We start from the raw sequence: 21,335 nt of genomic DNA on the forward strand, positions 1-21,335 counted from the left end.
CAGCCGATTGCTGTTTTCCTGACGCGCGCATGAGCGTGAGGGTCAGAACATCGCTGATCCTCATCGTGCCGTCATTGTATCTGGCGGCGACGTTGCTCTATTCGGCCTGGCAGGCGGTCTGGGGCGTCCAGGTCGATCCGGAATCGGCCTACACCATGAACGGGCTGGTGGCGGCGGCCGGATATGGCTCGCTGAAGTTCGATCATCCGGGAACGACGACGACATTGCTCGTCGAGATGGTCATCAGGGGCTGGGCCCTGGTCGCCCGGCCCGATGATATCGTCGCGTTCGGGCTCAAGCACTACGATGCGATCACATACGCGGCGCGGACTTGCGAGGCGCTGGTCCTCTCGGGTGCGTTGCTGACTGGCGGGCTCATCGTCGGCCGGACGACGCGCAGTGCCATTGCCGCGATGCTGTTTCAGGCCGGCGCGTTCGTTCATCCGGATGCGTTTCACTTTCAGATGGTGCTCGCTCCGGAAAGCCTCATGGTCGCGATCGCCCTATTCGGCATGGCCATCGTGCTCAAGGCTGCGCTCGACGAGCGACCGCCGGCGACCAGCCTTGGCGTCGTGTCCGGATTGATTTTCGCGCTCGGCTTCTCGACCAAATATCTCTATCTGCCGCAGGCTCTGTTCGCCGTGTGCCTGCTCAGAAACCGGCGGGCGTTCGTCGCTTCCTTGATCACCGGGGCGATCGGCTTCGTTGGCTTCAGTCTGACCTTCAATCCGGGAACGATCACGCGCGGGTTCGGATGGCTGGTGCAAATCGCAACCCACAAGGGCCATTACGGCGAGGGCGAGACCGGATTCATCGATTTCGCGACGTTCTGGTCCAACATGCGCGAGATCATCGCAGCCGTGCCGCTCGCGGCGGGCACCTACATTGCAGCCGCGGCCGCGGTGCTGGCCTGGTGCAGCAGGACGCGCGACTGGCGCGATCCGGTCAGCCTCACGCTCAGTGCGGCCGTCCTGATCTTTGCGGCGTACCTCGTGGCGACGTCGAAGCATTTCGCGCTGCATTACATGATGGCATCGTGGGCCCTGACAGGCGGGGTCCTCGTCCTGGTCGTGGTGCAGATCAGGCGTCTGGTCCCGGCGATCCCGTCGGCTGCGCTGAGCCTGCTGGCAGGCGGTTTATGTGCCGTGACGGCCGCGGTGACGCTAGTCGACGCCCGCGCTGTCGCGCTGCAAACCTTGCGCGCGAATGCGATCGGGGCCAGGCTCTCGAAGGCCGTGGTCGCGGCCGGTCCCGCCTGCGCCAACGTCTCCGGCATGTTCGTAGGCGCGCCGGAGAACGACATGAATCACGGCTGGGACATGACCCTGCAGCTCTGGGGCGACCAGGCGATGCGGGAGAGGTTCTCTGTTGCCTATGAGCGCGCCTTCAAAGTCGCGCTGCTGGACCACAACACCTACACGCGCGTCCTGAAGAACAATTTTCGCATCACAAGCTACGCCAAGCTCGCCGCGAACTACCCCTGCATTGTCGTCCGCTCTCCGTGGGAGCTGAACGAGAAAACGTCGATCGGATTGCTGGCGCTCGATCCGGACCATTGCGTGATCGAGGGGGTCCACCTCTATACCGTCGGGCTCGCCTGCGCGAAGGTCCAGAGCAGCTTCCAGGGCGAGCGGTGAGGGGATGGGGGGCTGCTTGGCGCTCCCTAGCGGAATCGAACCGCTCTCTCCACCGTGAAAGGGTGGCGTCCTAACCGATAGACGAAGGGAGCAAACGCAAGGCCAGGCCGCATTTGGCGACAGGCCCACTGGCCACGCGAGTCGTGCCCGGCGGCTGCAGCGGGCGAACGTATAGTGGCCTTTGGGCCCGTGGGCAAGCCGTTCCGGAACGCTCTTTTGGGCCCGGTGGATAGCCTGCCCCGGGACTGTTCGGGCGGCGATTTCAACGGTTTCTTAGGGTTCCCTGAGCTAGCGCTGGAGCAGGAGATTTTTCGCCGATGCCACCGCCCAAGAAGCGCGCAGACCGCAAATTGCTGTCGCGGCACGCCTGGATCACGCTCGACGGCGGATTCGCGGCGCGGCATTGCCTGGTCCAGGACATCTCGGCCTCGGGCGCCAAGATCACGATGGACGAGGATGCGAGCCAGCTCCCGGGCGTGATCCGCATGGCGTTTGCGCGCGATGCCCGGACCGGGCGGAGCTGCCAGGTGGTCTGGCGCCGCGGCAAGTCGGCCGGCATCAAGTTCCTCTGACGGCCACCGGATAGCGCCTGGCGCAGGTCCGGGCTACAAGGCGCGGATGCGCCTCACCGTCCTTGTCCTGATCTTTCTCGCTACGACCTCCGCAGCCGGGGCCGAGACCTTGCGCCTGCCGCCGAGCGAGCAGCCGCAGTCGGGCAAGAGCCTGCCGCTGAAGAGTGCCGCCGGGTCTGCCAAGGCCAATGGCTGCGCCGCCTACGGCCGGGGTTTTACGATGGTCGAGGGCACCTGCGTGAAGATCGGCGGCTCGGTCAGGGTCGACACCGTGACCGGGCGCTGAGGGGCGGATGTCGCCGGACCTGTTGCGGCTCGATCTCCTCGTCCCCGCGCTGATGTATTGCGCGCTGCTGTGGTGGGTCGGGCGCGGGCTGTCCTGGACCGCAAAGCTCGCCACTGCGGTCGTCACGCTGGTGCTGATTGCCGTCGTCGTGATGGTCGAGCGCGGCGGGCACTAGGCGCTCAAACAAAAACGCGAAAACAACCCCATGCACAGTAGACGTCAAGAGAGACGTCAAGCGCGGGCGTTTTGCGCGCTCGCAACGATTTCGCGCGCGCTCACCGCAACTTAAGCCACATCAGCGGTCACGACATCGGCGGGGCCACGTGCTGCGCAAATCCGGGCCGCTTGGCGAGCTCGGCGAGCCACCTGGTGAGGTTCGGCTGCACCGGGCGGGTGATCCCCTCGACGCCGAGCCAGCGCCGCGCATAGGCGCCAACAGCGATATCGGCGAGCGTGAACTGGTCGCCCTCCATGAAAGGCCGCGAGGCCAGATGGTGGTCGGCGATGGCCCAGACCTCGGCGGCCGCATCGGCATCCCTCTGGATCTTGATCATGTCGCGCTCGCTAGGTGCCGTGCGCACAATGCCCCAGAACACCGGGCGGTCGACCGGCTGCACCATCGACAACGTCCAGTCGAGCCAACGGTCGACGCCGGCGCGCTTCTTCGGCGGCTCCGGATAGATCGGCGTGCCGCGCCCGTGCGCCATGCAGAGATAGCGCATGATCGAATTGGATTCCCACAGCGCATAATCGCCCTCGACCAGCGTGGGGATCCGCGCATTGGGGTTCATCGCGAGATAGTCGGCCTCGCGGGTCTTGCCGTATTGCATGCCGGCGTCGATGCGCTCGTAGGGTACAGCGAGCTCGGTCAGGCACCACAGCACCTTCTGCACGTTGACCGAATTGGCGCGGCCCCAGATCGTCAGTGTTTGGTCCGGCATGAAGTCCTCCCGCGGGCGTTTCTTGATATCGTAGCCCGGATGGAGCGCAGCGCAATCCGGGTTGCTTCGGCTGCGGCGGCCGGTCCCGGATTACGCTTCGCTTCTTCCGGGCTACAAGCCACCGTGCGCGGGTGATAGCAGGAATCCTGCACGAACGGCGATGCGCATTGCCGTGAGCCCCTCATGCAAAAAGCTCCGCCCGAGGCGGAGCTTTCATTGCAGGGTCGATCAGATGATCAGTGGCCCAAGAACAGCCACAGCAGAATGATCACCGGAATAGGCACGCCCAGTAGCCACAGCAATATTCCTCGTCCCATTGCGTCCTCCTCCAATCGCTTTGTTGAAGAGAGAACGCGCCGGGCGGGTGCAGGTTCCTGCTGTAAGGGCCTTACCAGTGGCCGATGTTCGGCATCGACGCCCACGGCTCGGCCGGCGCCTTCGGCTCGCCCTTCTGCAGGATCTCGATCGAGTGCAGATCGGGCGAGCGGACGAAGGCCATGTTGCCGTCGCGCGGCGGCCGGTTGATGGTGACGCCGGCCTTTTGCAGCTTCTCGCAGGTGGCGTAGATGTCGTCGACCTCATAGGCGAGATGGCCGAAGAAGCGGTCCTCGCCATACTTCTCCTCGTCCCAATTCCAGGTGAGCTCGACCAGCGGCGCGCCGCGCGTCTGCGGCTGCTTCTTCAGCGCCTCGAGATCGTCCGCCGAGCACAGGAAGACGAGCGTGAAGCGCCCCTTGTCGTTCTCGATCCGCCGCACCTCCTTCAGCCCCAGCGCATCCTGGTAAAACTTCAGCGCGACATCGAGATTGCGCACGCGCAGCATGGTGTGGAGATAACGCATGGTTGTTGCTCCCTTGGACAATCGGAGGGTTTTGCTCTGGGCCGTAACGGCGGGGGAGAGATAGCAGGAAAGTGGGAGGAGGGGCAGGGGGCGGGGGACAGATGTGCGTGATGGACGAAACGGTGGTTAAGTAAACTGGCCAAGTGTGAACTGAAGCCCCGGCGTCAGCGGGTTGGCGCCGCCGAATGAGTTTAGTGCACTGTCACCGCAATTCTGTAATTCCGACATAGCGCCGGAGCTTGCGCCTCGGGAGCTGCCTTCAGAGAGTGGACAATATCGTCGCCGATGCGCGAAGATCGCAACCTTTGTCAGAATTTAAGCAAACAGAGGGAACGAAAATGGGTTCGGAGCCGAAGAATAGAGTGGTGGTCGGTTATGAAGGGATTGATCGCGCGCTTTTTTCCGTCCGTCAGAACCGCAATAGCGGAGACCTGACCGTGTTGATGCAAAACTCTAGGAACTTCGAAGATGAAGCAGCCGGATCAAAGAACATTCAGATCCTCCGGCACAAATTGTCGATTCACGGGAGCCCGAATAGCTCAGGCACGACGATCACAAGGGAATTCTGCTTGGCCGATGGGCGCAGGATTACCAGCGCTCAGTTCATCAGAGAGTCAAAGGTTTCCCTATTCTGCCTAGTCTACAGCATGCTTTTGCCTGATCTTGGTGAGACCCACTATTTGTCTAAACCGCGAGCCCGCGATCCCATCGCGCGGATCGGCCAGTTCAGTCGGGCCGACATGGCAACTTTGATCTATCACATGGTCGTCGCCAATCACGACGTGCTCATGCCCTTTGTGCCTGGTTACTCGATCAAGGTGCTCGATTTCATCAAGTGGAAGATCGGCATCTACTCGACCTACGTCAATTTTCCGGCCGACATGTTCGGACACTTTAACGTGCCGCTGACACGCCCATCAGAAACAAACGGTGTGCCCAATCCGGGCTTCCCGGAAGAATTTGCAGATTCACAGGGCGCAGAATCGTTGCCAGCTGACAAACTGGGCGAAACCCTGCTGGCGATAAATAATAGGCTCTCAGCAAAGACGATGATTAAGCGCTGCTCGCTCCTGCCTGCAAGTCAGCGCGGCCCGTTAATGCAACACCAGTTCATGTTTCATCCCAATGTGAACAGCTTGCTCGGCGAGCGGCTCGGGCTCAAGCAAGGGGAGCGCGCGACCTACGAGCATTTGCCTGTTCTTAATGTCCTCGTCAGAAAGGCGTAAGCGTAGCATTGCGAAAGCGGTGACTACGTTACATGTGCATCGGGAGTCCTAAGGACAGAGCGCCGCCTTGAGCATGCGCGAACTACGGTGACTGTGCTGGACTGCACCCCTTAAGTGAGACACGGTAATTGCAGTGACAGGCATTTCGAGGATGACCTGTGGCAGCACGAGGAAAGAACCGTCAGTTTCCGACGGCGTTTAAGTTGAAGGCGATCAAGCGTGTCGAATGAGGCGACGGCGTTCTGCCCGTGGCTCGCGAGCTTCGGATATCGCGCAAGATACTGCACGACTGGATCAAGGCGTGGAAGGCGCATGGGCCGGAGGGGCTGAATCGCAAGCCTGGACCCAAGCCCGGTCCCCGCAAGCTCGAGCCCTTGGCTACGTACGACGACAAGCGCTCCGCGCTCGCACAAGCGAAGACCCGCATCGCCGAACTCGAACGCCTGGTGGGCCGCCAACAGATGGACATCGAGTTTTTTCGGCAAGCCTTGCGCGCGTTGGAGCGGCCGGCAGCGCAAGGCAAGCCAGCATCGGCATCATCGAAGTCATTCAAGCCATGACATCGAAGGCAACCGATGCTCATGCCGACGCGCAACGGCTCTGCCATCTAGCGAGCTTGCCGCGCGCGACCTATTATCGGCATCTCAACAGGCGCAGACGTGAGCACCGTGATTGCCGCCGGGAACAGGTTCGTCGTCAGCGCGTATCGACGCGCTGATGGCGCGTACCGCTGCCGGCAACTACGCTGCGATCCGTTGTGCGACCGGCGCTGCCGTCGTCAGCAGCTTCAGCACTTCGGCATGCTCGAGATCGGGAACCGCAATGGCCGTGTGGCTGTAGCTCGTGTGCGACCGTGATTTCGATATCTTGTCGAGGATCTCTTTGCCCTTGATGACGTGGAGGCCCATGCCGTCTCCGGACGGGAAGATCGCCAGCACCACGTCATAGGCGCCGATCACGGCCCTGAGCGCTTCGGCCTTGTCTTCGGCGACATCGACAAACACACGAACATCGGCTGCGAGTTCACGCAGCTCGTCAAAATCCAGCACTGTGGGGTACTCCAACGCAACGATACTGAATGGAGAGTGGATGCGTTGGGTTACCAGAGTCTGAACAATGTCTATCAAGTCACAAGTTTCACGATGAGGTGACGACGCGACCTCAAATGTTCACTGGGCTAAATCACTTGGCCAATTCACTTGGCGTAGCCCTGGGAACGGAGCCAGGCGATCTTGCGGTCGCCGTTGATCCAGTCGTCGGCATCTGCCTTGCTGGTGAAGCCAGTAATCTGGCGCTGCTCGTGGTCGGGGTAATCAGCCAGGATTTTCCACTCGTTGTCTGCAATCCGGGCGGTTCTGAAGGTCACTTTTGTTTTTGCCATGCAGCATTATGCAGGAGTTGCTCCGAAAAGAGAACCATTATTGCGGTTATCGCGCTAACCCACCTCCCGCCAGCGCGTGGGAAGCACGCCGTCCTCCCTGAAACTGCCAATGAAGCCGAAGCGATCAGCGTACGGATTGCGGCGGGCTTCGATCGTGTTGCCGAGGATCTGCACGACATCGTTCGCATCAAAAGCCGGCCAGGAGGGCAGGCCGGACCCATTGGGATCGCCGCGCGTCGCAAAATTCACCCAATAGCTCATCATCGTTTCTGAGAGGGCGCGGTCGGCTTCAGCCGGTGGCGTGGTGCTGCCGATCACCCGCTGCGGCGTCAGCGCGCCGAAGACGAAGGGGATCTCGGTGACGTGCGAGGCGATCGGCGTGTAGGGCGATGTGTAATTGAAGTGGTAGCCGTAGACGGGCGCGCCTGTGCGGCTCCGATGCAGCCGCAGCCACTGCCAGCATTGTTCGCCAACGACCATGTCGCCGGTGAGCGCGGCGGCAGACGCTTTGGCCTGCGCTTCGGTGTCGGCTGGGTAGAGTCTGAGAAACTCCGCCAGCCGGTCCTTGCCGAACATCGCTTCGGCCGCCGCGCGAAACGCTTGCGCCGAGTGATGGGGGAGGGATTGCGACATGAAGGGGAATTGCTCCGCGCTGTTCCAGCCGGCCAGCAGCGGGATGTGCATCTGCTCGCTGCGCAAGAAACGTCGCGCGGGTACATCAGGCACCACATGATGATCGATGCTCGGCGAGAACGCCTGGGTGACGTGGTCGCGCTCAAAACTCCAGGGCGCTGCCGCATTCAACTGCTCGGCCGGCATCGCGCGCAAATCTGCGATTGACGCATCGCCTTGCCGGCGCGCGAAGGCGAGGCCGCGCACGCGAGCTTCCTCGAAGCTTTGTAGCGGCCCGTGCCGGCCATCCCAGAAGGCGCCGCTCTCGCCGATGGCCTTGTGGAACAGCCCGCGCGCAAGCGGCGCCGCTATCAGAATGCCGACGGCCATGGCGCCGGCGGATTCACCGAACAGGGTGACATTGTCGGGGTCGCCGCCGAAGGCGGCGATATTGGATTGGACCCAGCGTAGCGCCGCGAGCTGATCCTGCAGGCCGTAATTGCCGGACGGCGCTTCGGCATCGAGATCAGGATGGGCGAGAAAGCCGAGGACGCCGAGGCGATAGTTGAAGCTGACGACGACGACACCCTTGGCCGCCAGCAGGCGGCCGTCGGTGGCCGGATTGGCCGACGAGCCGAACTGAAAGCCGCCGCCGTGGATCCACACCATCACGGGCCGCTTCTCGTCAGCCTCTTTCGCGGCGGTCCAGACGTTGAGGGTGAGGCAATCCTCACTGCGCGGTCCCGGCCTCGGATCCTTCTCGAGCGACGACAGCGACCCCGCGCCAAAGGCCAGCGCATCGCGCACGCCAATCCACGGCGTCGGCGGCTGTGGCGCGCGCCAGCGTAGTGATCCGACCGGAGGTGCTGCGTAGGGGATGCCCTTGAACGCAAGCACGCCGCCGGCGTCGCATGGCTCGCCGCGCACCAGGCCGGCCTGCGTGCGAATGGTTCGGCCCAGTTGGGCTGCTGTTGGGATGATCGAGCCATGCACGGTCGCAACTCCTTATTTGAGGGCGAGGCGAGATCTATCGACTTTCCCGATGGACGAATTTATGCATAAGTCCAATCGATCGCTAAAAACCGTCAATGATCAGACAGAAGCTCCAATACCCCTGGGTCGACCTCGACGTGGACGACCGCTCCGCGCCGGTGATTGCCGTGCGCGTCGATGCCGACGGGACCAAAGGCGAGGTGCCCGACCACAGACATCGCAAGGGACAGCTCGTGGTGTCGCTCGGCGGCGGCGTGACCTGTCGCGTTCCTGATGGCCTGTGGATGGTGCCGCCGCATTGCGCGGTCTGGATTCCAAGCGACATGCCGCACAGCAATCGCGCGATTGCGAATGCAAATCTGTTCTTCGTCTACATCGAGGCGGAGCTGGTCGATCTGCCGGATCGCTGCTGCACCATCTCGATCTCGCCATTGCTGCGCGAATTGATCGTCGAGCTGTCCGACGGCGCGCAGCATGACGAGGCGAGGCGGGAGCGCCTGATCGGCGTGCTGCTCGGCGAGTTGCCGCGCATGCCTGTGCAGCAATTGCATCTGCCGCTCTCGCGCGAGCCGCGGTTGAAGCGCATTGCTGGAGCCTTGGCGGACAATCCCGCGGACCGCCGCACGCTGGCGGAATGGGCCGATCACGTCGCGCTCAGCGAGAGCAGCCTTGCGCGTCTCGTCGCGAAGGAGACGGGGCTGACGTTTGGACGCTGGCGTCAGCAGTTGCATCTGATCGTCGCGATCCGCGAGCTCGCTGCGGGTGCGAGCGTGCAGCAGGTCTCCGCCGATCTCGGCTATGAATCAGTCACGGCCTTCATCACGATGTTCAGGAAGGCGCTCGGAAAGTCGCCAGCCAAATATCTGGGCAGTGTGGCTCAAAAGACCTAGTCGCATGCGGACGCCGATAAGCCGCTGCTCGGCAGAACTCCATGGGGATATTGTTGAATTCGATTTGCCGTAGCGCGGCAGACGCGACCGACGGAAAGATGCGGAACTTGCACCGAACTGCTGCTTGCCTTTTTGGCCTCAATAGGCTCTAAGCCCGGTCGCTTCATGGCCGTAAGCATGAACCAAGCGCGCTGCGTAGTTTTACCGCTTCCCAGGCAGAGCTGCATCGTAGCTCGCGCGCACCGAATTCACAAAACTCCAGACTTTCCAAAAGGACTCCAGACATGGCGAAGATGACCAAGACCCAATTGATCGACGCAATTGCGGAAGGCACGCAGCTTGCGAAGAACGACGTGAAGTCGGTCATCGAATACATGGCGACCGTCGGCTACAAGGAGCTCAACGAGTCCGGTGAGTTCGTTATTCCCGGTTTCGTGAAGATGTCGGTCGTCAACAAGCCCGCGACCGAAGCCCGCATGGGCGTCAATCCCTTCACCAAGGAGCCGATGCAGTTTGCTGCGAAGCCGGCGAGCAAGTCGGTCAAGGCCTCGCCTCTGAAGGTTGCCAAGGACTCGGTCTGATCCCGGCGCTCGCGCGCCGTCTGCGTGCCCTGATCGGCACGCGGACCGGCGGCGTGATGTCGACAAAAAGGGGAAAACCCCGCCTTGGGGGAAGCGGGGTTTTCTGATGGGGGTGAAGCCTGGGGGAGGCTTCATCTATTAGACGCGCCAGCACTGAAAAAGTTCATCGCGCAATGTAGCGATCGTGCTCGGCGATCCCCGCAAGTCATCGCGCGATTTCCAAAAAGAAAAACCCCGCGCTTGCGCACGGGGCTCTCTTGCTGACGGCGTTGGGATTTCAGCGCCTGGCCGTCAGCCGTCTCAACTCAAGTTGCCTCTAACTTAAGGTTGAAAATCTAAAAAGCAACAGCGCCGCGGTGACGGAATATGTTCGTCAAGCGGCGCTGGCACGTGACTGGGCGCTGAAATCCCCAGCCTCCATGGGTCCCTGGCGCGCCGAAAAGGTTCAACGCGACATGCACACAAAATTTCGCGCGGGGACTGGACTTTTTGTTCTCATTTTGTTCTAGTGAGTCACCCGCTTTGGAGGTGCCTCATGACCGTCGAGAAACAGCGCGAAGTGATCCGGCTCTGGAACCAGCTCAGGAAGGTCGAAGGCCCGGCCGCAGAAGAACTCCGCATCCAGATCCTGGAATGCTTTTCGGAGAAGGGCAGCGCGAAGCGCGTCGCGGCCTGAGCATTCCCGGCTCGAGGCGATGACGACCTGATACGACGGCGCTTCGCTTCATCGATCGTTAGGAAACGTGTCGCGTTGATTTGCTCGACTCCGATTCGTTCTTTGAGAACGAAATGGAGTCGGATGGAGAACAGGTTGCGTGTGTTCGAACGTCGGCTCGGGGCTGTGTCAAAACGAGTCAGTGCGATGCCTTGCAAAGATGCCTTGCGAAATCGTGTCGTCGTTGCAGCCACCTCTCGCGATGTCCGACGACACGGCGTGATCGTTCGCGTGCAGCGTTTTTTTGTTCGTTTGCGTACAAACGATTTGTTAAGAATTGCCATGCGCTGATTTCGTCGATTCCGATTCGTTCCCGGGGAACGAAATGGTGGCGAAGCCTGAACAAAGCCGGCACCGGACGGCGACAAAACGCTCGCCACCGTCTCGACGCTCTCCGCGCGCCGCGCTATCGTCGCTGGCCACGGCGGGCACCTCCATGAGGAACGGGCTCTACTCCATCCACATCCACATGCTTGACGGCGTGAAGGGCCGCGACAGCGGCGTGCTGATCTTGCGTGATGGCGTGCTGCTCGGCGGCGGACCTTACTTCTGGTCGCGCGGCTCCTACACATTCGGCAACGGCACCTGGAAGGGCGAGCTTGCCACCAACCAGCATTCGCCGTTCGCCGATCCGCTCGTCAGGCCGCTCTTCGCCGGAGCTGAGGCGACCAGCGGCTTCTCCGGCACGTTCAGCGAGGAGGGGGCCGAGGTGTACGGCACCGTGCTGGTCGCGGGCCATCGCAGCCTCGGCTTTCGCGCGTCGCTGAAGTGGCTCGCCGAGGTGTGAGGCGCCCGCAATTTCCTAACGGAAGCTTGCCGCCATCGCGATAACGCTATTCGGTTAGGTTAAAAGCCCAATCGCGTTGCGCTTGCCGCGCGTTGGGATAGGTGTCCGGCAAAGACAACAAGAAAACCGATCTTGCCAATGACCCCGTTTTTAGAACCATCATTTTATCAGGGCGACCGCCAGACCTATCGCCGCGTCGCTGTCGTCGGCACGCTGTTCTGTCTCGCCTTCGTGGTGATCAGCTTTTCGCTGCGGCCGCAGGACGAGGACACGCGCGTCGCGGTCAAAGCCGACCGGCTGGTGCGCACGGCAGGACAAGTGCCGCAGGCGAACTAGGACTCGTCGCGATAGATTTGATCGTCGGCGCCTGCGTGCCGGCACGAGGTTCCACGCGTTGCGAGGGCGACGAAGCCGGCATAGCCGGAGATATTGAGCAGGATATCGAGCCACACCGGCATGTCGAGCCTCCTGGTATCCAAAGGCGAGATCAACACGCAGTTCGCGCGTCCGTTCCCCGCACGCTTATGATGTGCCGCTCAGAGCGGCGAGGTGGGATCGAGCCGCCGCCCCGGCGCTGCAACCGACCCCGCGGAGGGCGATGCCTTGAGGAACTCGGGCATGGCGCAGGCGAGCCAACCGTTGCTCCTCGGCGCCGGCGGCGGACGTAGCGTGCCAAACTGAAAACCCCGCCAGCACCGCGGAGATGCTGACGGGGTCTTCGTGCTGTCGCCTCGACCCGGATGGCGGAGGCTCCCGCACTTGCAGGTCCAATTCGCGCGTCCTGATATCGTTCCCTTCGCGGCGAGATTTTTTTCGCGGCGCGCGGTTCCACGAAGGGCGAACCATCGCCTGCCGGCGACGTTGTCTCCCCAGATGCGAAGGAGGAGATCATGAAGAAGACACTCGCAGTCCTTGCTACCGTCGCAGCCGTCGGCGCGACCGCGGTCGCAGCACCTGCGCAGGCGCGCGGCATCGGCCCGGGCCTCGCGTTCGGTCTGGCGGCCGGTGCGATCACCGCGGGCGCCATCGCTGCGTCCCATCCGTACGGCTACTACGGCCCCGGCTACGGCTATTATGGCGGCCCGGCCTATTACAGCCCCGGCCCGTATGCCTATTACGGTGATGGGCCGTACTATCGCCATCGCCACTACTACCGTCACTGGTAACGGCTGAGGAATCGAAAAGCCCGGAGCGATGCTCCGGGCTTTTTTCGTGTGCGCAGGTTGCGTGACGTCTTATGGCCAGAGCGAGGGCCGTTCCACCTTGCGGGCGTTCTCGAGCGTCGACACGAAATATTCCTCGCGCTCGCGCTTGAATTTTTCCTGCGTGGCACGGAAGGCGGCGACACGGGCGGCGATTTCTTCGCGTTCGCGGATCTTGCGTTGTTCGTCTTCGGTCATGTCAAAATCCCCACTACTTGAATATGTGTGCACTTCTGAACTCAAGCACTGCCGCCGCAATCACGTTGAGTCGCGTCAACACATGCATTGGCGCTTCTGATTGGGGCGTCAATGGGGAGGAGGCATTGCAGGATTGTGATAAGCGAAGGTCGGAAAGAATTGCCGCCCCGTCGCCGCTCACGACTTGCGCGGCGGTGGATAACAGCGTCAACAATCTTGTCGCTTGCGGATGTTGCAGCTAGCGCGACGGCAAATCAGGAGGCCGCAAAATGATTGCATCGGACCTTCAGAGCGGTGTCGAACGGCTCGGCGACATGATCGCGAGCGCCAAGATCATCGTGCCGTTCACCGGCGCCGGAATCTCGACCGAATGCGGCATCCCTGACTTCCGCTCGCCGGGCGGACTTTGGACCCGCAATCGTCCGATCCAGTTCGACGAGTTCGTTGCCAGCCAGGCAGCGCGCGATGAAGCCTGGCGCCGGCGCTTTGCGATGGAGGAGGTGTTCGCCGCAGCGAAACCCGGCTGCGGCCATCGCGCGCTCGCGGCGCTGCATCGCGCCGGCAAGATTCCCGCGGTCATCACCCAGAACATCGACAATCTGCACCAGGCCTCGGGCTTCGCCGCCGATCGCGTGATTGAACTTCACGGAAATACCACTTACGCGCGCTGCATCGGATGTGGGCAGGACTATCCGCTTGCCTGGGTGAAGCAGCGGTTCGACCGGGACGGCGCCGCGCCCAACTGCACCGCATGCGACGAGCCGGTAAAAACCGCAACGATCTCGTTCGGTCAGGCGATGCCCGAGGATGAAATGCAACGCGCGACCGAGCTGTCGCAGGCTTGCGATCTCTTCATCGCGATCGGTTCCTCGCTCGTGGTGTGGCCGGCGGCGGGCTTTCCGATGATGGCGAAGAACGCCGGTGCACGTTTGGTGATCATCAATCGCGAGCCGACCGAGCAGGACGACATCGCCGACCTCGTCATCCGTCACGACATCGGCGAAGCACTCGGGCCCTTTGTCGGTAATTGAGGCATCAATTTGATTCGCGCCTGTGCAAGCTGTTCATAGGTTCCGGCGAATCTCTTTTTTGTCTATGCCTCGCAACCGGGAGTGTTATCTTTTGATTCGAGAGATTCGCGTCGCGTCGATTGAGAAGATTCTCTGAAGGTTCTCTAAAGACGCGTGATTCGACGCCGCCATTGAGGCGGGTTGCATGGCATGTGTGGGGTCCGGGGTTATGGGGTCGTCGGACGGATTTGAGTCCAAGAAGCTGGGAGTTCCCGCGACGGGCGAGCACGGCGCCGGTCGCGACAATGCGCTCAGTGCCTTCACCGGGTTAGGTGAGGGCAGCGCCAACCTCGTCGAAGTCCATGGCGTCATCAAATGGTTCGACGCCTCAAAGGGCTACGGCTTCATCGTTCCCGACAATGGATGGCCCGACGTGCTCCTGCACGTTACCGTGCTCAGGCGCGACGGCTTCCAGACCGCGTACGAGGGCGCCCGGATCGTTGTCGAGTGCATCCAGCGCGCCAAGGGCTACCAGGCCTTCCGCGTCGTCTCGATGGACGAGTCGACCGCAATCCATCCCGCGCAGATGTTGCCGCCGCGCACCCACGTCACGGTGACCGCGACCAGCGGGCTCGAGCGGGCCCAGGTCAAATGGTTCAACCGGCTGCGCGGCTTCGGCTTCCTGACCTGCGGCGAGGGCACCCCCGACATCTTCGTGCACATGGAGACGCTGCGCCGCTTCGGCATGACCGAGCTGCGGCCGGGCCAGTACGTGCTGGTCCGCTTCGGGCCGGGCTCCAAGGGCATGATGGCCGCCGAGATCCATCCCGAGACCGGCTCGCCGGGTCTCCAGTCGCACTAGCGGCTTCCCATTTTCGTATTCGTGAGCAGAAGCGCGCGGCCCCGGGGTCGCGCGCTTCTGGCTTTTGTCATGATCGCCGCGTAAGGATGTCGCAGTCCCACGCCTTAGCGCCGTCCCGAGTGCCATCCCATGAAGCTTGATCGAAACATCGTCTGGTCCCTTGCCAGGGGCTGGCTTGCCGCCGTTCTCGTCGTTGTCGGCTTTGCCGTCGCAAGCGCGCCCGCCGGCGCCGCCAGCTTCCAGCCGCTCGAGATCGTCACCAAGAACGGCGTGCAGGTGTTCTCGGTGGAGATGGCAACCACCGACGAGGAGAAGCAGACCGGGCTGATGTACCGCAAGGAGTTGGCCGACGGCAAAGGCATGTTGTTCGACTTCAATCCCGAGCAGGAAGTCTCGATGTGGATGAAGAACACCTATGTCTCGCTCGACATGATCTTCATTCGTGCCGACGGACGCATCCTTCGCATCGCCGAGAATACCGAGCCGCTCTCGACCAAGATCATTTCGTCGGGAGGTCCCGCCCGGGCCGTCCTCGAGGTGGTGGCGGGAACAGCGCAGAAATACGGCATCCGTCCCGGCGACCGCGTCGGCCACCCCCTGTTCGGCAGCAAATAGGGGCGCACGGCGGGACCTTTTGCCGGCCTTGCCGGGGGCTTGAGAAGCTTGCTGGCGCTTTGGGAAGCGTGTATCGACAGGGCTCGCCGGACATTCGGGGTATAGCGCAGCCTGGTAGCGCGGCAGTTTTGGGTACTGCAGGTCGTTGGTTCGAATCCAGCTGCCCCGACCAGTCCCGGGCTTGGACTCTCTTCATCCCCCAGAGAACTGATGTGAGCGGGAGCGCCCGGCACGTCAGAGCTGGCCAGCTCAGGCGTCAGGACAACAGCCAGTCGGCTAGGCGCCAGGCCAGCCAGCCCAGCGCGCAGATCCAGCCCACCATCGCGATCGCAGCGATCCCGAGCCAGCACAGTGCAAACAGCGATGTTCCGGGCTTGTCTGCCTCGGGCAGTTTCTCATCAACCTGGCTCACGGCATCCCCTTGGCCAACGGCCTGCTGTTCATTGGTCTCCGTTCGCTCGCGAAAATTCACCGGCTGCGCTCCAACTCACACGGACGTGAGACGGGATAGCTGTCCGTTCATGGCGAGCGGGAGCCGATAGCGGGCTGGTCGCCTTCCGGACAGGAGGGAAGCACCTGCAACGCGTCGCGCCGCGATTGGTTGCTGCGTGGGGAGCCTAGATGCGGAAGCGTCGGTGCTTTTTTCAGGCGTGTTGCGCCTGCTTCGCGCATTCCCCGCGTTGAAGGGGAGAACAGGGCGCGCAATCGATGCTGTGCCCCGCAGGTCCCTTCAGGCGAGGTTTTCATGTCGATCAGTGCAATCGCTTCTTCCGCCGCGGCAGTGACGGCCACCCCGACGAGCGCCGCGACGTCGTCCTCGGCGAAATCGTCGACGTCGTCGACCTCGGCAACATCATCCACGTCGTCGACGTCAGCGACCTCGTCGACATCTGCGACTTCGGCAACCTCGTCCTCGCAATCGGCCGGCGGCAGCTCCGGATCGGGCGGCAGCGGCAGCTCGTCCAAGACGGTCGTCAGCGAGGTCTCGACCACCGTGAACGGGATGACGACGACGACGATCACCTATTCCGACGGCACAACCTCGGTGGAGACAACCCCCGCCAGCTCGCAGGCCAGCCAGGGTAACCAGCCGGGACAGACCTATAATTCGCAAGGTGCCCTGAGCTCCAGCGCCAACAGCGCCGCGGCTGCGGGCCGCGGGGTCTGAGCCGCGATCGACCGCGGGTCACAGGCACGGTCAAGCGCGACGCTGAACGCTTGGCGTTTGTTGTTCGCAGTTCGCCATCTCTGCGCGATTTTTGCTGGAATTAAAACAGATTAGCCGGCACAGAATTGCCCAGCTTCATCGAACCTTTGGCCGTCGCCGCAGACATAACAGTGTTGGGGATTTCAGCGCCCAATGACTAAACGGACGCCGCCAAGCGATGATATTCCGCTTGCGCGGCGTTGCGCTTTTGGGGGCTCAGCCCGAGGCGTACCAGCCCGCCGGAAACGGGATCAGCGGCCAGACCGGATAATTGTCGTTGGCAGCCCTCGTCGACCTGTCGTGAGGCGGCCTGGCAACCGGTGTCGCGGGCGATGAAACCATCGCCAGACGCAAATGTGCAAATTGCAAATTCATGATCATCGACCTGCAGTCAGTCGTTTGAAAAATTCAGTCTGAGCTTGAAATCGACCACACGCGCGCTTCGGAAACGCCGCACTTATTCTCAAATCGCGCATGCATCCTAGGAAAGATAGGCAGGCGTTTCAACCGGCAAGGCGGCGGTCTGTCCGCAAGTAAGGTTGATCGGTTAGGTTAAGCACGGGCCGCCGTTGCGCCGCTTTGACGACTGGTATCAAACCGGTCCAGGCACGCGACGACGCCCAATCGGCGGCTCACACGAGATCACATACGTCGCGGCGTTTCGTTTCACGCGAGTTGTCCGCCATGACTTTCGATCTCACCTCAAAACCATCCCGCCAACGGTCGAACTGGACCGAGATCTGGCACCTCTGGACCGTGATCGTGCCGCGCCGCTCGATCAACGGGCAGCTCGTCTACGGCAAGGTCTGGCGTCGTCACGACGGGCGCGACTGGATCTATAAGAAGTTCACCGAATACGACGGCGAGGCGGCGGCTTAAGTTACGCCGCCACGCGTCTCAGGCGGCCTTTGGCGCCGGGGTAGCCGCAGGCTTCGCCGGCGGCGGCTTCAACGGCTTGTCCTGCCGCTTCGACCACGAGATGTAATAGGCGACCGTCGTCATGATCGCGATGCCGGCGATGGAGACGAAGAGCTGCGCGAACAGCGAGCCCGAGCTCATCGACAGCTCGAAATGGCCGACGAAGGACAGGAACACGCCGACGCAGAACACGGCGAGCGATTGCTGGCCGCAGACGATCACCGGATCGAAGATCTTCCACTCCAGGCCAGGCCAGTCCTTCGGCACGAAGCGGATCACCAGGATCACGATCACGGCGAAGTGGATGAAGCGGTAGGGCGCGAGGTTGGTCTTGTCGTTCGGATTGAACGTCGAGAACAGCCATTGCGGAAACATGCCGCCGAGGGTGGGGAAGCGGCCGGCCATGGTCATGACCAGCGCGAAGGCGAGATAGGCGAGGCAGAGCCACAGCGTGATCTGGGAATTGATCAGCCAGCCCGAACGGCGCGCGCCGCCCATCGCGCACCAGGCGCCGAACACGAACAGCACCTGCCAGCAATAGGGGTTGAAGTACCACTGTCCGGCCGGATAGGCGCTCAGGTTCAGGCTGAAGTGACGCGCGGTGAGCCACAGGATGATGGAGAGCACCATCGTCAGGTCGGGCTTGCGCAGCATGAACCACAGCACCGGCGGAAACAGGCCCATCAGCACGATGTAGAGCGGCAGCACGTCGAGATTGAGCGGCTTGAAGCGCAGGAACAGGCCCTGGCGCAGCGTCTCGGTGGCATTGTCGACGAGGCCTGCGACGTTGAACTCGTTGATCATCTCAGAATCGCCAAAGCGCAGCGCCAGATAGCTGATCGAGGCGATGTAGATCACGAACAGGATGATGTGGGCGACGTAGAGCTGCCAGACCCGCTTGGTGAGGCGGGTGGCGCCGACCAGGAAGCCGCGCTCCAGCATCATCCGCGCATAGACGAAGGAGGCGGTGTAGCCGGAGATGAAGACGAACAGGTCGGCGGCGTCGGAAAAGCCGTAATTCCGCGTCGTGATCCAGTTCACGATGTTGTCGGGGATGTGGTCGAGGAAGATCGCCCAGTTGGCGATGCCGCGAAACAGGTCGAGCCGCAGATCGCGGCCCTTCTCGGGGAGCGTGGCGTTGACGTTCAGGAAGGCCATGCGACGGGAGCTTTCGAAGGGGACGGATGCGCTGATGTCGGCGAGGCAGATCTTGGCAACGTTTGGCCGCCGGGCGGGATTCCCGGGCGGACGGCGGGTACGCAATTGTCACAGTGCAGCATAATGACTATACCCGTCGGTGAGGGACCCGGGGGCCCGGAATCACCGATCAGTTCCCGAAAGGTGTCTCTATACTATGCCCGCGGTTTCGACCAATCGCTACCGTGACGCACTAAATTCGAACGAAAAGACGAAGAGGCCGGACCGCCAATGACCGCACGCATTTTCAAGCCCGCCAAGAACGCGATGCAATCCGGCCGGTCCAAGACCAAGGAATGGCAGCTCGATTACGAGCCGGAGCAGCCGCGATCGGTCGAGCCGCTGATGGGCTGGACCTCGTCCGGCGACATGAAGCAGCAGATCACGCTGCACTTTCACACCAAGGACGAGGCGGTCGCCTATTGCGAGCGCAAGGGCATCGCCTACCAGGTGATCGAGCCCAAGGAGTCGCTGCATCGCCAGGTCGCGTATGCCGACAACTTCTCCTTCCGCCGCGGCGAGCCCTGGACGCATTGAGATCCGCGCCCGCCTGAGCCTTGTGATGGTCCGGCAAGTTGTGTCTTCGCCGAACGTTACGATCTCACGGCTTCCACGCTCGTTTGCTTGCCCGCGCCGGCGCGATCGTTCTGGATCGCCGTCTGCACGCGCTTGGCATCGCGTTTCGGAGGCGCGCCAAACATGCGGGCATATTCGCGGCTGAACTGCGATGGGCTCTCGTAGCCGACCTCAAAGCAGGCCATCTCCACGTTGTAGCCGGCCGAGACCATCAGCCGGCGCGCTTCGAGCAGGCGAAGTTGCTTCTGATATTGCAGTGGCGCCAAGGACGTTAGCGCCTTGAATTGCCGGCGAAAGGCTGAGGGGCTTATCTGAGCAACCGCGGCAAGCTCCTCGACCCGCATTGTTTCGCGGAAGCGCATGCGCACGCTTTGCATGGCGCGGATCACGCGCTGCGGCGGGCTGTTCGTCAGGGTCAATCTTGCGACCTCGCCGCCGTGCGGGCCGGTCAGCAGCCAATAGCAAATCTCGCGCATGATGAGCGGATAGAGCGTCGGGACCGCTTTGGGCGTATCGAGCAGGCGAACCAGCCGCAGCGCGCAGTCCGCCAGCGGGCCCTGAAAATCCGTCACGAAGACGCCGCGGCAGGGCTCGCCGCTGGCCACCGGTGGCTCATCTATGTCCGCGGCGACGGCTCTCACAATCGCGAGGTCCAACTCGAACGCGAGCACGAGGCAGGGTTCATCAGGGCTTGCCTGCACCACCCGTCCGATCGACGGCGTCTCGACACCGACGACGAGCGCCTGTCCCGCCCTGTACTCGAGCTTGTTGTGGCCGAAGGTTGCCCATTTGGCACCCTGGGCCACGATGCACATGGCGGGCCTGGAGAGCATGTGGTTCGGGGGCTTGGGGCAGTCGGATCGAAGGATGGCCAATCCATCGATCGGCGTCGTGCACATGCCTTGCCCGGGGTGGCTGTCCGTGTAGCGCAGCAGCGCGTCCGTCAACTGATCCAGCACGTCCGGCGGGTCCTTTCTGACCGCGGAGGGTTAGACGGCCGAGCAGGAATAGGCAAGAAAACAGAGGGTTTCGGCATTCAACTCATCGGCATCCTGCATTCACGTTGAAGCAGCTCTTCGACAGAGGTTTTGCATGTCGGTCCCATCTTCAATGACCCCGTCCGATGGCGGTGCCTACATCATCACTGGGCCAACATCGGGTATCGGCCGCATCACGGCGCTCGAGATGGCGCGGTATGGCGCTGTCATCCTGGTCGGCCGCGATTCCCGAAAGCTCGCCGGGGTCCAGACCACCATCGCGCAACGCGGCGGGCGCGCGACGTCAGTCGTGTGCGACTTATCGGACCTTGCGAGCGTCCGGCGCGCCGTGGCTGAAATCATCGCGCTGCGCGTTCCGATCGTCGGCCTGCTGAACAACGCCGGCGTGATGCTCTCGCGAAACGATGCCAAGACCGCGCAGAACCTCGACATGACATTCGCGACAAATCACCTCGGCCCGTTTGCGCTGACGGAAGCGCTCGTGCCGCATCTGCCCGATCGAGCAAATGTCGTCTTCATCGCTTCCGCGATCGAAGACCCCGAGCGCAGACCGGCCAAGGTGATGGGCATGCGCGGCGGCCGTTACATCTCGGCGGAAGCAAGCGCGCGGGGCAGTTGGGAGCCAGGTGGCTGCAAACTGCCAGGCATCGATGCCTATGCGACATCAAAGCAATGCAACCTTGCCACTGTCCTGGCCTTTGCGAGAGACGTTCCGAGACTGAAGTTCAACGCTGTCGAACCCGGAATTAATCCGACCACCGGGCTTGGGGGAGGCAACGCATTCTCCCGCTTCGTTTTCGGTCGGCTCATCACACGTCTGCCGCCGTTCGGCAGATACAGAAGCACGCCGGAGCAGGCGGCGCGGGTGATTGTCAAAGTCTTGCTCAATGGCGCAGGTGACAGCGGCGTCTATTACGACGAGAAAGGTCATCCTATGCAGGGGTCCAAGCTGGCGCACGATCCGGCCTTTCAGGAACGTGTGGTTCGTGAGACACGCGCTTTCTTGTCCTCGCTGCGAAAATGAAAACTGCTGGGTGGGGTAACCACTCGGTACCGCTGGAAGGCCCTTGGCACCCATTCCGCCGCGTGC

30 protein-coding genes and 2 tRNA genes are annotated in these 21,335 nt (G+C 62.3%); 20 read left to right on the plus strand and 12 right to left on the minus strand.

The window, feature by feature from the left end:
* Nucleotides 1-29: 29 nt before the first annotated feature.
* Entirely contained in the window at nucleotides 30-1,637 is a 1,608-nt protein-coding gene (locus ACLFLU_RS21555; protein ID WP_426406892.1) for a hypothetical protein, read from the plus strand.
* Between the two features lie 17 nt (nucleotides 1,638-1,654).
* On the opposite strand, the gene ACLFLU_RS21560 is transcribed toward ACLFLU_RS21555, so the two are convergent.
* A tRNA-Glu gene (locus ACLFLU_RS21560) sits at nucleotides 1,655-1,729 on the minus strand.
* Between the two features lie 225 nt (nucleotides 1,730-1,954).
* Between ACLFLU_RS21560 and ACLFLU_RS21565 the strand changes: the two genes are divergently transcribed.
* The 3 genes from ACLFLU_RS21565 to ACLFLU_RS21575 are packed head-to-tail and all read left to right on the plus strand — an operon-like array spanning nucleotide 1,955 to nucleotide 2,670.
* Complete coding sequence (locus ACLFLU_RS21565; RefSeq protein ID WP_426406893.1) at nucleotides 1,955-2,209, plus strand: PilZ domain-containing protein; 255 nt, start codon at nucleotides 1,955-1,957, stop codon at nucleotides 2,207-2,209.
* Between the two features lie 46 nt (nucleotides 2,210-2,255).
* Complete coding sequence (locus ACLFLU_RS21570) at nucleotides 2,256-2,495, plus strand: hypothetical protein (protein WP_426406894.1); 240 nt, start codon at nucleotides 2,256-2,258, stop codon at nucleotides 2,493-2,495.
* A gap of 7 nt (nucleotides 2,496-2,502) precedes the next feature.
* The gene (locus tag ACLFLU_RS21575) at nucleotides 2,503-2,670 is read left to right on the plus strand and encodes a hypothetical protein (RefSeq protein WP_426406895.1); all 168 of its coding nucleotides are present in this window, start codon (nucleotides 2,503-2,505) and stop codon (nucleotides 2,668-2,670) included.
* Between the two features lie 127 nt (nucleotides 2,671-2,797).
* Here the strand turns inward: ACLFLU_RS21575 and ACLFLU_RS21580 are convergent, their stop codons facing one another.
* Both ACLFLU_RS21580 and ACLFLU_RS21585 read right to left on the minus strand, forming a co-directional pair.
* A complete protein-coding gene (locus ACLFLU_RS21580) occupies nucleotides 2,798-3,436 on the minus strand; it encodes a glutathione S-transferase family protein (protein ID WP_426406896.1) in 639 nt (212 codons plus the stop codon).
* A 388-nt stretch (nucleotides 3,437-3,824) separates the two neighbouring features.
* The gene (locus tag ACLFLU_RS21585) at nucleotides 3,825-4,277 is read right to left on the minus strand and encodes a VOC family protein (RefSeq protein WP_426406897.1); all 453 of its coding nucleotides are present in this window, start codon (nucleotides 4,275-4,277) and stop codon (nucleotides 3,825-3,827) included.
* A gap of 266 nt (nucleotides 4,278-4,543) precedes the next feature.
* Here ACLFLU_RS21585 and ACLFLU_RS21590 point away from each other — a divergent pair, with 266 nt between their 5' ends.
* Both ACLFLU_RS21590 and ACLFLU_RS21595 read left to right on the plus strand, forming a co-directional pair.
* Nucleotides 4,544-5,503, plus strand: a complete 960-nt coding sequence (locus tag ACLFLU_RS21590; protein ID WP_426406898.1) for a hypothetical protein — start codon at nucleotides 4,544-4,546, stop codon at nucleotides 5,501-5,503.
* 248 nt (nucleotides 5,504-5,751) lie between these two features.
* Complete coding sequence (locus tag ACLFLU_RS21595; RefSeq protein WP_426406899.1) at nucleotides 5,752-6,063, plus strand: helix-turn-helix domain-containing protein; 312 nt, start codon at nucleotides 5,752-5,754, stop codon at nucleotides 6,061-6,063.
* Between the two features lie 180 nt (nucleotides 6,064-6,243).
* Here ACLFLU_RS21595 and ACLFLU_RS21600 read toward each other — a convergent pair whose 3' ends face one another.
* From ACLFLU_RS21600 to ACLFLU_RS21610, 3 genes are all read right to left on the minus strand, one after another.
* Nucleotides 6,244-6,552: a hypothetical protein gene (locus tag ACLFLU_RS21600; protein WP_426406900.1), complete on the minus strand. Its 309-nt coding sequence runs from the start codon at nucleotides 6,550-6,552 to the stop codon at nucleotides 6,244-6,246.
* 146 nt (nucleotides 6,553-6,698) lie between these two features.
* Nucleotides 6,699-6,884, minus strand: a complete 186-nt coding sequence (locus ACLFLU_RS21605; RefSeq protein ID WP_426406901.1) for a hypothetical protein — start codon at nucleotides 6,882-6,884, stop codon at nucleotides 6,699-6,701.
* Nucleotides 6,885-6,938: 54 nt separating this feature from the next.
* Entirely contained in the window at nucleotides 6,939-8,489 is a 1,551-nt protein-coding gene (locus ACLFLU_RS21610) for a carboxylesterase/lipase family protein (protein ID WP_426406902.1), read from the minus strand.
* Nucleotides 8,490-8,587: 98 nt separating this feature from the next.
* Between ACLFLU_RS21610 and ACLFLU_RS21615 the strand changes: the two genes are divergently transcribed.
* The 5 genes from ACLFLU_RS21615 (at nucleotide 8,588) to ACLFLU_RS21635 (ending at nucleotide 11,798) form a co-directional block, all read left to right on the plus strand.
* Complete coding sequence (locus tag ACLFLU_RS21615) at nucleotides 8,588-9,379, plus strand: AraC family transcriptional regulator (RefSeq protein WP_426414041.1); 792 nt, start codon at nucleotides 8,588-8,590, stop codon at nucleotides 9,377-9,379.
* Between the two features lie 284 nt (nucleotides 9,380-9,663).
* Nucleotides 9,664-9,960, plus strand: coding sequence for an HU family DNA-binding protein (locus ACLFLU_RS21620; protein ID WP_027531020.1), 297 nt, complete (start codon nucleotides 9,664-9,666; stop codon nucleotides 9,958-9,960).
* 535 nt (nucleotides 9,961-10,495) lie between these two features.
* Nucleotides 10,496-10,636, plus strand: coding sequence for a hypothetical protein (locus tag ACLFLU_RS21625; protein ID WP_426406903.1), 141 nt, complete (start codon nucleotides 10,496-10,498; stop codon nucleotides 10,634-10,636).
* A 475-nt stretch (nucleotides 10,637-11,111) separates the two neighbouring features.
* Nucleotides 11,112-11,462 (plus strand): GrlR family regulatory protein, encoded by a 351-nt coding sequence (locus ACLFLU_RS21630; RefSeq protein ID WP_426406904.1) that lies wholly within the window; start codon nucleotides 11,112-11,114, stop codon nucleotides 11,460-11,462.
* A 138-nt stretch (nucleotides 11,463-11,600) separates the two neighbouring features.
* Nucleotides 11,601-11,798 carry a hypothetical protein gene (locus tag ACLFLU_RS21635; protein WP_426406905.1) on the plus strand — a complete coding sequence of 66 codons (198 nt, stop codon included), beginning with the start codon at nucleotides 11,601-11,603 and terminating at the stop codon, nucleotides 11,796-11,798.
* Here ACLFLU_RS21635 and ACLFLU_RS21640 read toward each other — a convergent pair.
* A complete protein-coding gene (locus tag ACLFLU_RS21640) occupies nucleotides 11,795-11,920 on the minus strand; it encodes a hypothetical protein (protein WP_426406906.1) in 126 nt (41 codons plus the stop codon). The genes ACLFLU_RS21635 and ACLFLU_RS21640 overlap by 4 nt on opposite strands.
* A gap of 432 nt (nucleotides 11,921-12,352) precedes the next feature.
* Here ACLFLU_RS21640 and ACLFLU_RS21645 point away from each other — a divergent pair, with 432 nt between their 5' ends.
* Nucleotides 12,353-12,628 carry a hypothetical protein gene (locus tag ACLFLU_RS21645; RefSeq protein ID WP_426406907.1) on the plus strand — a complete coding sequence of 92 codons (276 nt, stop codon included), beginning with the start codon at nucleotides 12,353-12,355 and terminating at the stop codon, nucleotides 12,626-12,628.
* A gap of 69 nt (nucleotides 12,629-12,697) precedes the next feature.
* On the opposite strand, the gene ACLFLU_RS21650 is transcribed toward ACLFLU_RS21645, so the two are convergent.
* Entirely contained in the window at nucleotides 12,698-12,862 is a 165-nt protein-coding gene (locus tag ACLFLU_RS21650; RefSeq protein ID WP_164933808.1) for a hypothetical protein, read from the minus strand.
* Between the two features lie 269 nt (nucleotides 12,863-13,131).
* Between ACLFLU_RS21650 and ACLFLU_RS21655 the strand changes: the two genes are divergently transcribed.
* The 4 genes from ACLFLU_RS21655 (at nucleotide 13,132) to ACLFLU_RS21670 (ending at nucleotide 15,521) form a co-directional block, all read left to right on the plus strand.
* Entirely contained in the window at nucleotides 13,132-13,893 is a 762-nt protein-coding gene (locus ACLFLU_RS21655) for a Sir2 family NAD-dependent protein deacetylase (RefSeq protein ID WP_426406908.1), read from the plus strand.
* Between the two features lie 208 nt (nucleotides 13,894-14,101).
* On the plus strand, nucleotides 14,102-14,734 hold the full coding sequence (locus tag ACLFLU_RS21660; protein WP_426406909.1) for a cold-shock protein: 633 nt from the start codon (nucleotides 14,102-14,104) through the stop codon (nucleotides 14,732-14,734).
* Between the two features lie 129 nt (nucleotides 14,735-14,863).
* The gene (locus tag ACLFLU_RS21665) at nucleotides 14,864-15,349 is read left to right on the plus strand and encodes a DUF192 domain-containing protein (protein ID WP_426406910.1); all 486 of its coding nucleotides are present in this window, start codon (nucleotides 14,864-14,866) and stop codon (nucleotides 15,347-15,349) included.
* 95 nt (nucleotides 15,350-15,444) lie between these two features.
* A tRNA-Pro gene (locus ACLFLU_RS21670) sits at nucleotides 15,445-15,521 on the plus strand.
* Nucleotides 15,522-15,605: 84 nt separating this feature from the next.
* Here the strand turns inward: ACLFLU_RS21670 and ACLFLU_RS21675 are convergent.
* Together ACLFLU_RS21675 and ACLFLU_RS21680 are read right to left on the minus strand one after the other, a co-directional pair.
* Nucleotides 15,606-15,821 carry an RNA-binding protein gene (locus ACLFLU_RS21675; protein ID WP_426406911.1) on the minus strand — a complete coding sequence of 72 codons (216 nt, stop codon included), beginning with the start codon at nucleotides 15,819-15,821 and terminating at the stop codon, nucleotides 15,606-15,608.
* A gap of 47 nt (nucleotides 15,822-15,868) precedes the next feature.
* Entirely contained in the window at nucleotides 15,869-16,372 is a 504-nt protein-coding gene (locus ACLFLU_RS21680) for a hypothetical protein (RefSeq protein WP_426406912.1), read from the minus strand.
* Between ACLFLU_RS21680 and ACLFLU_RS21685 the strand changes: the two genes are divergently transcribed.
* Nucleotides 16,353-16,517 (plus strand): hypothetical protein, encoded by a 165-nt coding sequence (locus ACLFLU_RS21685; protein ID WP_426406913.1) that lies wholly within the window; start codon nucleotides 16,353-16,355, stop codon nucleotides 16,515-16,517. The genes ACLFLU_RS21680 and ACLFLU_RS21685 overlap by 20 nt on opposite strands.
* A 723-nt stretch (nucleotides 16,518-17,240) precedes the next feature.
* On the plus strand, nucleotides 17,241-17,435 hold the full coding sequence (locus tag ACLFLU_RS21690; protein WP_426406914.1) for a hypothetical protein: 195 nt from the start codon (nucleotides 17,241-17,243) through the stop codon (nucleotides 17,433-17,435).
* Nucleotides 17,436-17,453: 18 nt separating this feature from the next.
* Here ACLFLU_RS21690 and ACLFLU_RS21695 read toward each other — a convergent pair whose 3' ends face one another.
* Nucleotides 17,454-18,632 carry an OpgC domain-containing protein gene (locus ACLFLU_RS21695; RefSeq protein WP_426406915.1) on the minus strand — a complete coding sequence of 393 codons (1,179 nt, stop codon included), beginning with the start codon at nucleotides 18,630-18,632 and terminating at the stop codon, nucleotides 17,454-17,456.
* Between the two features lie 270 nt (nucleotides 18,633-18,902).
* On the opposite strand from ACLFLU_RS21695, the gene ACLFLU_RS21700 reads away from it, so the two are divergent.
* Nucleotides 18,903-19,208, plus strand: a complete 306-nt coding sequence (locus tag ACLFLU_RS21700; RefSeq protein ID WP_426406916.1) for an ETC complex I subunit — start codon at nucleotides 18,903-18,905, stop codon at nucleotides 19,206-19,208.
* Between the two features lie 56 nt (nucleotides 19,209-19,264).
* Here the strand turns inward: ACLFLU_RS21700 and ACLFLU_RS21705 are convergent, their stop codons facing one another.
* Nucleotides 19,265-20,206 carry an AraC family transcriptional regulator gene (locus ACLFLU_RS21705; RefSeq protein WP_426406917.1) on the minus strand — a complete coding sequence of 314 codons (942 nt, stop codon included), beginning with the start codon at nucleotides 20,204-20,206 and terminating at the stop codon, nucleotides 19,265-19,267.
* A gap of 133 nt (nucleotides 20,207-20,339) precedes the next feature.
* On the opposite strand from ACLFLU_RS21705, the gene ACLFLU_RS21710 reads away from it, so the two are divergent.
* Nucleotides 20,340-21,269, plus strand: coding sequence for an SDR family NAD(P)-dependent oxidoreductase (locus ACLFLU_RS21710; RefSeq protein ID WP_426406918.1), 930 nt, complete (start codon nucleotides 20,340-20,342; stop codon nucleotides 21,267-21,269).
* Nucleotides 21,270-21,335 lie beyond the last annotated feature (66 nt).

The sequence above is a fragment of the Bradyrhizobium ganzhouense genome (assembly GCF_049949285.1).
In the GTDB taxonomy this organism is placed as follows: domain Bacteria; phylum Pseudomonadota; class Alphaproteobacteria; order Rhizobiales; family Xanthobacteraceae; genus Bradyrhizobium; species Bradyrhizobium ganzhouense.

Coding starts and splice junctions, on each gene's coding strand:
- ACLFLU_RS21555 (WP_426406892.1), top strand. CDS start 30: ATGAGCGTGAGGGTCAGAACATCGCTGATCCTCATCGTGCCGTCATTG.
- ACLFLU_RS21565 (WP_426406893.1), top strand. CDS start 1,955: ATGCCACCGCCCAAGAAGCGCGCAGACCGCAAATTGCTGTCGCGGCAC.
- ACLFLU_RS21570 (WP_426406894.1), top strand. CDS start 2,256: ATGCGCCTCACCGTCCTTGTCCTGATCTTTCTCGCTACGACCTCCGCA.
- ACLFLU_RS21575 (WP_426406895.1), top strand. CDS start 2,503: ATGTCGCCGGACCTGTTGCGGCTCGATCTCCTCGTCCCCGCGCTGATG.
- ACLFLU_RS21580 (WP_426406896.1), bottom strand. CDS start 3,436: ATGCCGGACCAAACACTGACGATCTGGGGCCGCGCCAATTCGGTCAAC.
- ACLFLU_RS21585 (WP_426406897.1), bottom strand. CDS start 4,277: ATGCGTTATCTCCACACCATGCTGCGCGTGCGCAATCTCGATGTCGCG.
- ACLFLU_RS21605 (WP_426406901.1), bottom strand. CDS start 6,884: ATGGCAAAAACAAAAGTGACCTTCAGAACCGCCCGGATTGCAGACAAC.
- ACLFLU_RS21620 (WP_027531020.1), top strand. CDS start 9,664: ATGGCGAAGATGACCAAGACCCAATTGATCGACGCAATTGCGGAAGGC.
- ACLFLU_RS21625 (WP_426406903.1), top strand. CDS start 10,496: ATGACCGTCGAGAAACAGCGCGAAGTGATCCGGCTCTGGAACCAGCTC.
- ACLFLU_RS21630 (WP_426406904.1), top strand. CDS start 11,112: ATGAGGAACGGGCTCTACTCCATCCACATCCACATGCTTGACGGCGTG.
- ACLFLU_RS21635 (WP_426406905.1), top strand. CDS start 11,601: ATGACCCCGTTTTTAGAACCATCATTTTATCAGGGCGACCGCCAGACC.
- ACLFLU_RS21640 (WP_426406906.1), bottom strand. CDS start 11,920: ATGCCGGTGTGGCTCGATATCCTGCTCAATATCTCCGGCTATGCCGGC.
- ACLFLU_RS21645 (WP_426406907.1), top strand. CDS start 12,353: ATGAAGAAGACACTCGCAGTCCTTGCTACCGTCGCAGCCGTCGGCGCG.
- ACLFLU_RS21650 (WP_164933808.1), bottom strand. CDS start 12,862: ATGACCGAAGACGAACAACGCAAGATCCGCGAACGCGAAGAAATCGCC.
- ACLFLU_RS21655 (WP_426406908.1), top strand. CDS start 13,132: ATGATTGCATCGGACCTTCAGAGCGGTGTCGAACGGCTCGGCGACATG.
- ACLFLU_RS21660 (WP_426406909.1), top strand. CDS start 14,102: ATGGGGTCGTCGGACGGATTTGAGTCCAAGAAGCTGGGAGTTCCCGCG.
- ACLFLU_RS21665 (WP_426406910.1), top strand. CDS start 14,864: ATGAAGCTTGATCGAAACATCGTCTGGTCCCTTGCCAGGGGCTGGCTT.
- ACLFLU_RS21685 (WP_426406913.1), top strand. CDS start 16,353: ATGACGACGACGACGATCACCTATTCCGACGGCACAACCTCGGTGGAG.
- ACLFLU_RS21690 (WP_426406914.1), top strand. CDS start 17,241: ATGACTTTCGATCTCACCTCAAAACCATCCCGCCAACGGTCGAACTGG.
- ACLFLU_RS21695 (WP_426406915.1), bottom strand. CDS start 18,632: ATGGCCTTCCTGAACGTCAACGCCACGCTCCCCGAGAAGGGCCGCGAT.
- ACLFLU_RS21700 (WP_426406916.1), top strand. CDS start 18,903: ATGACCGCACGCATTTTCAAGCCCGCCAAGAACGCGATGCAATCCGGC.
- ACLFLU_RS21710 (WP_426406918.1), top strand. CDS start 20,340: ATGTCGGTCCCATCTTCAATGACCCCGTCCGATGGCGGTGCCTACATC.